This window comes from Rhodococcus sp. 05-2254-6 (assembly GCF_002258565.1).
Taxonomy (GTDB): domain Bacteria; phylum Actinomycetota; class Actinomycetes; order Mycobacteriales; family Mycobacteriaceae; genus Rhodococcoides.
On the sequence record NZ_NOZF01000189.1, the window covers coordinates 15,717 to 27,639 of the forward strand.

The 11,923-nt window shown below is 65.6% G+C and carries 9 protein-coding genes; 2 read left to right on the forward strand and 7 right to left on the reverse strand.

Going from position 1 to position 11,923, the window contains the following annotated elements:
* Positions 1–70 precede the first annotated feature (70 nt).
* Positions 71–1,075 carry a DUF1839 family protein gene (locus CH256_RS26590; protein ID WP_094640800.1) on the forward strand — a complete coding sequence of 335 codons (1,005 nt, stop codon included), beginning with the start codon at positions 71–73 and terminating at the stop codon, positions 1,073–1,075.
* On the forward strand, positions 1,072–3,492 hold the full coding sequence (locus tag CH256_RS26595) for a glycoside hydrolase family 2 protein (protein ID WP_094671388.1): 2,421 nt from the start codon (positions 1,072–1,074) through the stop codon (positions 3,490–3,492). The genes CH256_RS26590 and CH256_RS26595 overlap by 4 nt, the downstream gene beginning before the upstream one ends.
* A gap of 28 nt (positions 3,493–3,520) precedes the next feature.
* On the opposite strand, the gene CH256_RS26600 is transcribed toward CH256_RS26595, so the two are convergent.
* From CH256_RS26600 to CH256_RS28275, 7 genes are all read right to left on the reverse strand, one after another.
* On the reverse strand, positions 3,521–4,483 hold the full coding sequence (locus CH256_RS26600) for a glycosyltransferase family 2 protein (protein ID WP_094671390.1): 963 nt from the start codon (positions 4,481–4,483) through the stop codon (positions 3,521–3,523).
* Positions 4,480–5,337, reverse strand: a complete 858-nt coding sequence (locus tag CH256_RS26605) for a glycosyltransferase family 2 protein (protein WP_094671392.1) — start codon at positions 5,335–5,337, stop codon at positions 4,480–4,482. Before CH256_RS26605 ends, CH256_RS26600 begins: the two co-directional genes overlap by 4 nt.
* Positions 5,338–5,550: 213 nt before the next feature.
* Positions 5,551–7,800 carry a hypothetical protein gene (locus tag CH256_RS26610; protein WP_094671394.1) on the reverse strand — a complete coding sequence of 750 codons (2,250 nt, stop codon included), beginning with the start codon at positions 7,798–7,800 and terminating at the stop codon, positions 5,551–5,553.
* Positions 7,781–9,067, reverse strand: coding sequence for a glycosyltransferase family 2 protein (locus CH256_RS26615; RefSeq protein ID WP_256989560.1), 1,287 nt, complete (start codon positions 9,065–9,067; stop codon positions 7,781–7,783). Before CH256_RS26615 ends, CH256_RS26610 begins: the two co-directional genes overlap by 20 nt.
* A gap of 47 nt (positions 9,068–9,114) precedes the next feature.
* Complete coding sequence (locus CH256_RS26620) at positions 9,115–10,095, reverse strand: glycoside hydrolase family 16 protein (protein WP_256980746.1); 981 nt, start codon at positions 10,093–10,095, stop codon at positions 9,115–9,117.
* Complete coding sequence (locus CH256_RS26625; RefSeq protein WP_094671398.1) at positions 10,092–10,802, reverse strand: DUF998 domain-containing protein; 711 nt, start codon at positions 10,800–10,802, stop codon at positions 10,092–10,094. The genes CH256_RS26620 and CH256_RS26625 overlap by 4 nt, the downstream gene beginning before the upstream one ends.
* Positions 10,799–11,923 (reverse strand): hypothetical protein (locus tag CH256_RS28275; RefSeq protein ID WP_179272240.1); only part of this gene is annotated, 1,125 nt, incomplete at its 5' end. The genes CH256_RS26625 and CH256_RS28275, both read right to left, overlap by 4 nt.

Below are 11,923 nucleotides of genomic sequence, written 5' to 3' on the forward strand. Positions count from 1 at the left end.
CTGGATACAGGCAATACGGACAAATGCGGCTCGGGGACCGTCCGACATTCGATCCGGTAGGAGAGGCTTCATGTCGAACGATGCAGTGCTGGACAGGCTCGGTACCAGCCTACGAGTCCTCGAACTCGAACCCATCGGTTACCGACCACACCCGATACACAATCACGACCGCATCTGGACCGAGACCAACTGCTACGTCGACCTGTGGATCGAAGTTCTGCACTCGTTCGGTGCAGATCCCACTCCGGCTCTCGCCTTCGTGCTGAGCGCCGGATGCGACGGTCGACAGTGGGATTTCGTGAAGATCGCCCCCGAGGACCTACGCAGCCTGTACGGCATCGGCGTCGCCGAGATGAACGTGTGGCGTCCCGTACTCGAGCACGTCGTCGAAGGCCTGGAAGACGGCATCCACGTCACCGTGGAGGTCGACGGCTTCTGGCTGCCCGACACGGCGGGAACCAGCTATCGCAACCAGCACACCAAGACCACCATCGTGCCGAACCTCGTCGATCGCGACGGCAAGGTGATGGGGTACTTCCACAACCGCGGCTATTTCGAGCTCACCGGAGCCGACTTCGACGGGATATTCAATCTCGCCCCCGAGCCGCACGCGGAGGTGCTGCTGCCCTACGTCGAGCAGATTCGAGTGGATCCCGCGGTACTCGACGCCGGTTTCGGTGATCGAGACCTCGACGTCGCTCGTGCTCATCTGGCGCGTCGAGCTCCTGGCAACCCTGTCGACGCGCTGGCTCGCCGCATCGTCGCCGATATCCCGCTCGTACAGACTGCGGGACCCGACGCATTCCACCTCTGGTCGTTCGGCCTGCTCCGGCAGTTCGGTGCCACGGCAGAACTGGCGGCGAACTACGTGCACTACCTCGAAGGTCGTGGCATCACGGGAGCCGCTGCGGCAGCGCCGCACTTCCTCGATGCCGCCTCCGGCGCAAAGGCCGTCCAATTCCGGATGGCGCGCGCCGCACGTGGTCGGGATGTGGTGCTCGACGAGCCGCTGATCGAGATGAGCAAGAACTGGGCTGCCGCCATGGACATCGTTGCAGGTGCATTGGGCACGTGATCGATCTGCTCGACGGCGCTCGGTGGCGGCTGGCCCGAACCGACGCCGGCTCTGTTCTCGACCCTGCCGACCTACGGGAAGATCTCGACTGGGTCGACGCGGTGGTGCCGGGCACGGTTGCCACTGCGCTCGGACACTCACTCGCAGTGGACCCCGACGAGCACGACTGGTGGTTCGTCACTCACGTCTCCACCGGTGACCATCGCCGGGTGCGAGTGCGCTTCGGCGGCATCGCGACCCGCGCCCGGATCTGGATCGATGGCGTCCATCGCAGAACCGTGACGTCGATGTTCGTTCCCGAGACCCTCGATCTGCCGGACTGCGGTGACACCGTCACCATCGCCGTCCACATCGAATCGCTTGCAGCTCAACTGAAGTCCCGACGCCCCCGCGGTCGGTGGCGATCGTCACTGATCGCCGCGCAGGGGCTGCGACACGAGCGAACGACGATGCTCGGTCGCGCACCCGTGTACGGACCCCTTCCGGTACCCGTCGGACCGTGGCGTCCGGTGACGATGACCCCCATCCCCGACGTGCGTCGCGTCGACCTGACGACGGAAGTATCGGGAACCGACGGCATCGTCACACTGCGCGCCGACCTGGGCGCTCCCGGGGTGGCTCGAATCCTGATCGACGACAGGGCCTTCGAGCTCGGCAGGGTCGAGCGCGTCGACACAGCGGTGACGCTGCCCGACGTCGAACTCTGGTGGCCCCATACACACGGCCGACCGCGAACGTATCGCGTGGCGCTCGAGGTCGACGGCACCGTCCATCCCCTGGGCGTCGTCGGTTTTCGTACGGTAGAGCTGGACCGTACGGCAGGCGGCGCAGTACTGACGGTCAACGACGAGACCGTCTTCTGCCGCGGAGGAACGTGGACCCCGCTGGACCCGGTGCGGTTGTGGTCGCCCGAGCCCGAGCTGCGGGCGGCGCTCGTGCAGCTCCGATCGGCGGGTCTGAACATGGTGCGCATCGTCGGCACCCTGGTGTACGAGCAGACCGAATTCTGGTCCCTGTGTGCAGAATTGGGCATCATGGTGTGGCAGGACGTCATGTTCGGCACCGTCGACCCGCCCACCGACGATACGTACACCGCAGCGGTCACCCGCGAGCTCGACGCGTTCGCCGACACGGTCTCGGCCAACCCTGCCCTGATGGTCGTCAGTGGTGGAAGCGAGACGCAGCAGCAGCCCACGATGTTGGGACTCGCAGCCGAGGACCAGCGAATGGTGATGCTGGACAGCATCGTTCCCAACTTTCTCGCCGATCGTGTACCCGGAGTCGCCTACGTGACATCGAGCCCGTCCAGCGTGAGCGGCGAACTGCACACTCACGTGGGCGACGGTATCGCACACTACTTCGGGGTGGGCGGCTATCTCCGACCACTGTCCGATATCCGCACTGCCGGAGTACGTTTCGCGGCGGAGTGCCTGGCCTTCGCAGTTCCCCCGGAACGGGCGCAGGTGGAGAAGTTCTTCGGGTCCGCGGCCGTTGCCGGTCACCACCCCGACTGGAAGGCCGCCGTCCCACGTGACCGCGGCTCGTCCTGGGATTTCGAGGACGTGCGCGATCACTACGTACGCACGATCTTCGGCGTCGATCCACACCTGATCCGGCGCGACGATGCAGAGCTGTATCTCGATTACGGTAGGGCGGCGATCGTCGAAGCGTTCATCGAAGCGTTCGGCCACTGGCGTCGAGCATCCTCGGGGTGCGCCGGAGCCCTCGTGCTGACGCTGCGAGACACCGTCGCCGGTGCGGGCTGGGGCATCGTCGACACCGCCGGTGTGCGCAAGGCCCCCTTCTACGCGTTGGCGCGGGCCAGCGCCCCGGTGGCACTGCTGTTGTCCGACAACGGACTCGACGGCTATTCGGTGGAACTGGTCAACGACGGGCCGGCGCGATCGGGCACCGTTCGAGTGGAGCTGCACGCCTCCCGCGGCAGCCACGAGTTCGAACGCACGGTGAGCGCCCCGGCGAACGGATCCATCGCACTGACGGTGGATTCCATCGTCGGCACGTTCACCGACGTCAACCACGCCTACCGCTTCGGCAGCCGCACCTACTCCGCCGTCACGGTCCTGTTTCTGGACGACAGCGGCGTCGAGGCGGCGCGATCCACCGCGCTCGTCGGCGTGCAGAGTCGTCAGAACACGGTGGGGCTGACGGCGAATGTTGTCGAAAAAGATTCTGGAACATGGGAACTGACCGTCCGATCCGACTGGCCGGCGCAGTACGTCTGCGTCGACATCGACGGCTTCGAGGTATCCGACTCGTGGTTCCACCTGGCACCGAACGAACCTCGTACGCTGACGCTCGTCGGTCGCGGCGGGGGTGTACCGCGCGGACACGTGCGCGCGTTGAACTCCGTGGAGAGGGCCTCGGTGGCACCGAAGGTCGTGAGCGGTAACTCGTAGTGGACTACGAGGTTCTGTGCACGTGCCGCTAGCGGCTCGTACTGAGTCTTCCTCGGGCATAGCCGATTCCGGCTGCACCGACGCTGGCCACCACGGCCATCGCACCCCAGGCGCGCACGGGATTGCCGCGAGCCGCTGCGCTGGTCTCCCGGCCGACCGCGCGAGGAAGAATCTTGGCGGTGTATGCCCGCTCGGAGGACAGTGCGTCCTCGGCCCCGATCAACCGGGCGATCGCTGCCTTCGATACGCCCTCGGCGTAGCTGCGCGTGATGAGGTAGCGCGGACGAGTTCGATCTGCGCTGACGGTGTGATCGACGACGATCGAGGGATCGAACACGATCTGGGCGTCGGGATGCGTCTGACGCAGACGGATGCACAGCTCCGTCTCCTCGCAACCGAGCGGCACTCGACCGATCCGGCCGATGCCGGAGACGAACCCGCCGAGTGCGACGACGGGCTCACGGCGGAACGACATGTTCGCGCCCATGAGATTGCGGACCTGAGCGGTTTCCGTTGGCTGCCCGCGGTAGGTGCACCCGACGACCCAATCGAGTTCGCCGGGTTCACCCACTACCTCGGCCGGTAAGAAGGCCGGACGCTTGTCCGGCCATACCGGGTATGCAGAGCCCCCAACGGCGTACACGGCATCGTCCGAGTAATGGGACAGAATGGCTCCGAGCCACTCTGAGTTGCGCGGTGAGGCGTCGTCGTCCAAGAAGACGACGATCTCACCGGTCGCGAGGTCGAGCGAGGTGTTTCGCGCTCCGGACAGGCCACGTGGGTGGTTGTTCTCCACCACGTTCACGGTCCGGTGCAGCGGCGAGAACTCCTCGCGCGCTCGTTCGGCCAGTTGCGCATTGTGATCGATGACGATGATCAGTTCGTCCGCCGGAACGACCTGATCGAGGACGGCACGCACGGCAGCCTGTAGTTCCGACCACCGAGCCAGGGTGTACGCGCAGATGACGACCGAGGAAGTCGGCAGACTCACGCCGTCTTCTCGCGGAGTTCGAGAACCTCGTTGTACGACTCCAGGGCCTCGAACTCGAGGTCCATGTCGGTGCGGGCGTCGACCGACTCTCGCAACGGCCGAACGATGGACTTGCGCTTGATCCTGCGGGCACGCATGCGCTCGGTCATCAGCGTGCGCAGCACCCGGAAGCCGTCGGAGAAGGTGCGCAGATTGCTCTGACCGTAGATGCGAGCCAATTCGACGCTCGGCACCTCTTCGATGCGCACGGACGCCTCGGCGAAGCGGCAGTTGATGATGGTCTCGATCTCGAAACCGTCGCCCCAGAGCATCATGCCCTCGGCACCGGGCTGATCGACGACGGGGAGATCCAGCACCGGCACCAGGTCGCGCCAGAAGGCGTTGTAGCCGTAGCAGAGATCCGAGAAGCGAGTCCCGAAGAGGGTGTTGGCCACCAGGTGCAGGCCACCGTTGCCTGCGCGGCGCAGCGGGGTGATGTCGTGGCTTCCGCCACCCTCACAGAACCGGCTGCCCTTGGCGAAGTCGGCACCGGCGATCAGGGCGTCGACGAAGCGCGGGATCTCGGCGGCATCGGCGGAACCGTCGGCGTCGAACATGACGATGATGTCGCCGGTAGCGGCCTCGAAGCCGCAGGCGAGAGCGTTGCCCTTGCCCTTGCGGGTCTGCTTGATGATGCGAATGTCACCGCGGATCTCCCGCGCCGCGTCGATGGTGCCGTCGACGGATCCACCGTCGACCAGCACGAGCTCGTAGTCGTGCGAGAGCAAGGGGAGGACGTGACGAAGGTTCGCGGCCTCGTTGAGCGTCGGGATGACGACACTGACGCGGGGATTCTGACGATTCAACATATCCATTCCACATGGGTCGAGTGCGATGGGCAGATGTCTCCGAACTCCGTGAATCGACCCCCGCCGCATCCACAGACAGTGTCATAACGCTCGTTCTCAAGCGTAAGAACCTGTTTCCTTTGACTGAAAGCAAGCTTAAAAGAAGCTACGAGTTTGTCAAGCCGCGAACAAACCAACTGGGAGATTGTTTGGAGATGCACGTCATAGTTTGTGACGAGATCAACGCGATCGGTACTGGTAGACGATCGTGTTGGTGTCCTGATACCGCACCGACCACGCCGAGTTGGTGGCGAGCCACTGCCGGAAACGTGCGACCGCATCGTCGGCGACGAACCCGTAGTACTGCATCGCCTCGAGCGACTGACGGGTCAGGACCATGTAGGTGGGTGTGTCGCTGACCGACGCGTTGTAGTCGATCTGGCCGAGCTTCTCCGGCGTCGGGAAGCCTTCCATGTACTCGGGGCCCAGCGCGTAGAGCGGGACGTCCCAGTACTCGTTGGCCTCCGTCAGGCGCCCGTAGTCCGACGTCGACCGGGCCGGGTAGCCCGAGGAGTACAGCATCGTGACCGCGGTGCCGGACGGTGACTGTGCGGCGACCGCGCGGGCGTCGTCGATCTGGTCGCGGTGTTCGAGCACGATCGGCCACAGGCCGAAGTAGCTCTGCAAGCCCAGCACGGCACTGCCGAGAGCCCCGGCCGTCGCGACCGCAACCGATGTCCGGGCGGTGAGCCTGCGGGCCCGGGACGGGCGATCCTGGGAGGGCTTGCGATCGAACAGGGCCAGGAACAGCGGCGTGATCAACAGCACGCAGCCGGGAATCGCGTACAGGTACACCCGGAAGATCGCTTCGCCGCCGTAGCTCTGCCCGGCGAGCAGCATGATCGATCCGAACGCCATCACCATCGGTGCCCAGAACGTCTTCTTGGTACGCCAGGCGTAGATCGCCGAGACGAACGCCAGCACGAACACCCCGCCGGACAGTGCGCGGCAGACCAGGGACGTGATCTGTTTGCCGAGCACGCCCTCCGCCTCGACGTTGCTCGCGGCGTTCTGTACGGGGTCGAACCCCTGGAAGAGTCCGTACGGTGCCACGATCGGCAGTCGCGGATACAGGTATCCGAGCAGGATGATCCCGAGAGGAATCATCAACCACCACGGCTTGGCTCGCCGCGTCACCAGCAGCACGCCGGTGACGGCCATCAGCCAGTACGGCGTCAGCTGGTGCGTGGGGACCAGCGCCGCGAACGGAACGATCGACAGGAACGCCGCGGACCGGGTGAGCGAGGAGGACATCAGCAGCGCCAGGAAGCCCACGGCGAGCAGAACGGCCCACGCCTGCGGTGAGTAGTAGTCCTGGCCCACCCAGTTGATGACCTCGGCGAGCATCGCCGCCGTGATCGCGGCGCGTCTGTCGAACTTCATGACCCGCGCCAGTCCGTAGACGGCCGCCGCGAGCACCACGTGGATCATCGGCGCGAACACGTGCGCCAGAGCCAGCGTGTCGTATCCGGTGACGTGCTGGAACCAGGCCGAGACGAGGAAGAAGCTGGGCCACTCGCTGTAGATGTCGACGCCGCTCGGAGCCAGTCGGTTCAGATCGAGCACGAACTCGGTGACGGCGACGTGCTTGTACGTCCAGTCGTAGATCGGAGCGGAGGTGACGAGGGTGACGGTGAATCGCTGCACCACGATGGCCAGGCCGATGGCGAGCAGCATGGTGCGCAGCTGATGACGCCGCAGCGCGATCAGGAACGCCGCCATTATCAGCACCATGCACAGCACCAAACCAGGGCCGGTTCCGGCGGTCAGCAGCCCGAACTGCGAGTACGTTGCGCGCTCGAGACCGGGCAACAACGGCAGCCACAGAAAGAACGCCAACGCCAGAATCAGGCCGGCAACATTGCGTCGCAACGTCTCTCGGTCGGTCAGAGCGAATTTCACGGAAGCGAGGGCGGACGTTCGCGACGACGGCGAGACGACCTCACGTGCCTGCGCCACCCAGACCGGCAGGTCGGGACGGCCGTGCTTGCGGTACCAGAGCACCGACGAGCCGATCAGGGCCAGGCACAGCCACAACGTCCACATCCGGGGCGACCAGCGGTAGCCCCACATCGCCGCCGACACCATCAGTGTCACCACCGAGATACTCAGAATCGGCAGGGCGGCAGGAACCGTGGTGCGCGGGATGCGCACCCACGACAGGATCGCGGCACCGGGTCCGAAGAACAGCAGGACCGTCAGAAGCACGACGCGAACCAGCGTCGGCAGCGCGATCATCGAGGCCAGGCCGGACAGGGCGGCGAGGACGCTGATGTCGGAGTAGCGCAATCGGCTACCCGCGCGCCGCCGTGTGCCTGCAGCGGAGTCGGTGGTGCCGACGGGCCAATCGGTCCAGTCGGACGGAACGAACAGCTTGTGCCGCAGATCTGCGATGGACCGGTATCCGGAATCAGTCGAGGACAGGTTCACGGCTCACCCCCGCCAGCGGAGTGCGCTCGCGACCTTCGCGCCTGCTGCGCCGGATGGCCGCGGGGCCCTTGGCGATGGAGAGCAGTTCCATCCGGCCGATACCGTCGGGCAGGTCGGCAGCGAGATCGTCGGGAGGGGAGGCGACCTTGCTCATCTTGGCCGACAACCGAATTGCGCTGCCGAGTCGGCGGGCGGCAACCTTCGCCGCGAGGCTCGCGGATCTGCGGTCGGTGGCGACCGTGTACAGCCACGCGCCGAGCCCGAGTCCGTACCCGCGCGCCTGGACCGCCAACGCCTCGGGATCGGCGCGGTGACGGTGCCACACGATGGCCGCAGGCTCGTACACCAGCTTGTCGCCGGCCATCAGCACCCGGAAGAACATGTCGAGATCCTCACCGCCGTTGGTCGGCGATCCCACTCCCAATGCCTCGTCGAATCCTCCCAGATCGAACATCCGTCCGCGGTCGACCGCGAAATTGGCTCCGGTTCCGTACATCCCGACCTGGAACGGAAACAGCGGCACGTCGGCCGGTGGATTCTTCAGGTCGTAGACCCGGGGCGTCACCGAACTCGCCCATCCGACGCGGCGATCGAAGTACGCCTGCGCCTGAGTGCGGATCTCCCCACTCGGCACGATGCCGGACACGCACGTGACCCGCTCGGCCCGCCCGAAGCCGCGGGCGATGCTGCGCAACCACCTCGCGTCGACGGCGACGTCGTCGTCGGTGAAGGCGACGATGTCGTGCCGCGCTGCTCGTAACCCCGTGTTCCTGGCTCTCGACAGACCCGCCGTCGGCTCGGACACGACGCGAACACGGGACTCGTCCAACCCGCGAACGTACTGCTGCGTGGCGTCGGTCGGAGACGCATTGTCGACGACGACCACCTCGAAATCCGGGTAGTCCAGAGCGGACACCGACGCGAGCGCGCCCTGCAGATGATCGACTCGGTCACGAGTGCAGATCACCACGGTGATCGGCGGCAACGCTCGATCGGTCTCGGGAACGGCATCGGGCATCGGAACCTGGGCGAGCGACATCGCCGCCCTCCGTGCATCGTCTGCCGCGACCGCGCCGTCGACGACATCGAGTTCGACGAAGCCCAGCGGGTCGGGTCCGCGTCGGATCAGCAACCGGGCACGGTGGTAACCGTCGGAACCGTCGAGTACGAGAGAGTCCGGAAGATCCTGCTCCAGGTCGATGTCACCGATCCACACGGCACCGTCCCATTCGGGAGACTGCAGTCTGGGGAGCGCGGGAGGTAACACGGGGAGGGTCCTTTCGGGTGACACGTACGGGCAGGTGGAGCGGGGTCTCAGTCGGCGCGATACCGCACCCAGTCGACCGCCATGGTCGCCGGGAACGGCGTGGAGTTGTCGGTGGGGCCGGGCCAGTCACCGGCGACGGCGACGTTGAACAGCAGGAAGAACGGCTTGTCGAAGACCCAGTAGTCGTTGCCGCCGGTGAGGTCTGCCGGAGTGATCGTGGCCAAGGTGGTGCCGTCGATGCCGGTGGTCACGCGGCCGGGAGAGCGCTCTACCCAGTAGGTATGGAAGTTCTCGGACAGTGGCTCGGGCGGAATCCCGCCTGCGTCCACCTTCTGGCTGGTCAACGAATCGGGTTGGGGCGCATGGATTCCGGTGTGGTATTGATCGGCCTGGTTCAACGTCTCCATGATGTCGATCTCGCCGGACAGCGGCCAGCCGACCGAGTCCAGGTCGGTACCGAGCATCCAGAACGCCGGATGCAGTCCGGCTCCGGCCGGCATCTTGATCCTGGCCTCGATGCGGCCGTAGGTGAACTCGAACTTGTCCTTGGTGGTCACTCGGGCCGAGGTGTACCCGTCACCGTTGCGCATCGCGTTGATGACCATGTGGCCGTCACCGTCGAGAGACGAGTTCTCGGTCGAATCGGTGTAGTCCTGCTTCTCGTTGTTGCCCCAACCGGTCTGTCCGACATCGTGACTCCAACGGTCGTCCGACATGGCATCGCCCGCCGTGCCCGAGAAGTCGTCGTAGACGGTGAATCCGGGCTTGGCGGCTTCGGTATTGGACGCCGACGTCGTGGAGGTGGCGTCGACGGTGCCCTGCGCAGTGGAGTCGGGGTCGGCTCCGTCCGAGCGCTGCGTCATCCCGTACACGGTTCCGGCGACGACCAGACCCAGCACGACGAGGAACGCCAGAACGGAAGGCCAGCGTCGACGTGGAGGCTCGACGATGAGCCCGGTTCCTGGTAGCCGCGAAACCTCGACGGTCCCCGTTCCGGACTCGTGGCTCGATGCGGCATGACGACTCACGCGGTCTCGTCGACGTTCTTCGGAACTCGCGTCGCGTTGAACTGCGAGACCGACAGCACGACTATGCCCACGAGAAGCGCATAGGTGGCGATGCGTTCCATGCTTCCGATACCGAGACCGAACTCGTGACCGCTCATGTAGGCGAAGTAACCGGCCAGACCGACGGCACCGAGCGCGGTCACGACGATGCGAATACCGCGCGGCAGACTCCGGTGCCCGCCTGCGACGACGAGGCCGAAGTTTCCGAAGATGAAGAACGCGGTGGCTCCGAACGAGTGAATGGGGTAGTTCACGCCCTGGTTGACCAAGCCGGCGGTCATGGCACCCGCGCCGGCCACGAGGAAGAACGACGCGGCCCTGCCGTCGATCCGGCGAACGATGTACCAGGATGCGCCCACCGCGGCGATTGCCACACCGAACAGCACCATCGAGGCGTTCAGCAGCACGTAGAGCTGGCTGCACGGCCAGTTGCCGGCAGGCCCGCAGAAGGGAACGCCGAGCTCGCTGATGTAGTTGTTCCGGTAGCTGTAGAGACCCCGCCACGTGGCCGAGACGATGTACTCGACGAGAACGAACTGCACCACCGACAAGCCCGCCCACCGAGCGACGTGGGCAACGAAGACCGATCGCTTCGTTGCAGGCGCAACGGTGCTCGACGTCGGACTGTTCGCTTCGGGTTCGGTGGGGCGCTTCGCTTCGATGGTCATGCGGTCTTCTCCTGAGGGGCCAGCAATGCGAGGGGGTTCGCTGCTACGAGATCGAGTGCGGCTTGCACTGTGTGGCGATCGAAAACATTGTCGTGGAACGACGCCGAGACGAACACGACCGAACCGATGGTCTCCATCGTGATCATCACCGACTCCGGTAGTCCCGGATCGGCGATCACGAAGAAGGCGCGGTCGGCGGGCTCGGCAACCCAGGAGACCTGCTCCAACTGCCTGACCCTACCGAGATCGGAGTACATGAGCTGAACTCTGGGGCGAACCGGAACTTTGTCCCCGAACACCCCGGAGACGGCCTTGTGTTCACGCTTGTATTTGATGGTGCTGATCGTCGCGGATGCGATGGGACGGCCCTTGGCGATGGCACCGGACAGTGCCCCGTGCACCTCCCCGGCCGAGGTGGGATCGATGTCGGAGAAACGGATCCCGGCTGCGAAGTTGCCGAGCACCACCGTCGACGGCGGAAGGTAGCGGCGGCAGTCGAACAGAAACGCCGCGGAACGATCGAGCGACAACGACGTGCGCGCGAACGCCGCAGCCACGGCGGCACACATCACCGCGCTGACGCTCGCGCCGGGCAGGTGGGATTCCCGCCACCGCCGGATCGCATCGGTGGTACCCGACTGCGTCACCACGGTGGCCACCGCCGCGGACGGTGCCCACGGCCGAAATGCCGTCGGCGATGCGGTGTCCGGCGCAGGCGCGGTGGCTGCGTATTCCGGGTTCGGGCCGGGACGAACGCGGTCGTGGATCGTGTCCAAGACTTTCCTGGGATTGCGAACGATCCAGCGCAACAGTGCTTTTCGGAGAGGATGACCGTCGACGGGCCTGCTCGCCCACGCCGGAAGCGGGGCGTCGGGACGTGCGTCGGCCAAGTAGGCGAACAGGTCGACCGGCAACAGAGCGTCGCCGATACCGTGATTGAGATCGAGGAACAGGTAGCGACCGGCCAGACGGATCCGCAGAGTGATCTCGGGAACGGACGCGTGCGAGAACTCGGTGAGCTCCTTGGCCAACTGCTCGTGATCGACGGCGGGTCCCTCGACGATGTGCTCGACCACCCGCTCCGGCTCGTAGACCCAGCCGACCGAAGACTGGTCGGCGCG

Excerpts from the sequence above, each read along its gene's own strand:
- CH256_RS26625 (WP_094671398.1), bottom strand. The coding sequence starts at position 10,802 with ATGACCATCGAAGCGAAGCGCCCCACCGAACCCGAAGCGAACAGTCCG.
- CH256_RS26590 (WP_094640800.1), top strand. The coding sequence starts at position 71 with ATGTCGAACGATGCAGTGCTGGACAGGCTCGGTACCAGCCTACGAGTC.
- CH256_RS26605 (WP_094671392.1), bottom strand. The coding sequence starts at position 5,337 with ATGGATATGTTGAATCGTCAGAATCCCCGCGTCAGTGTCGTCATCCCG.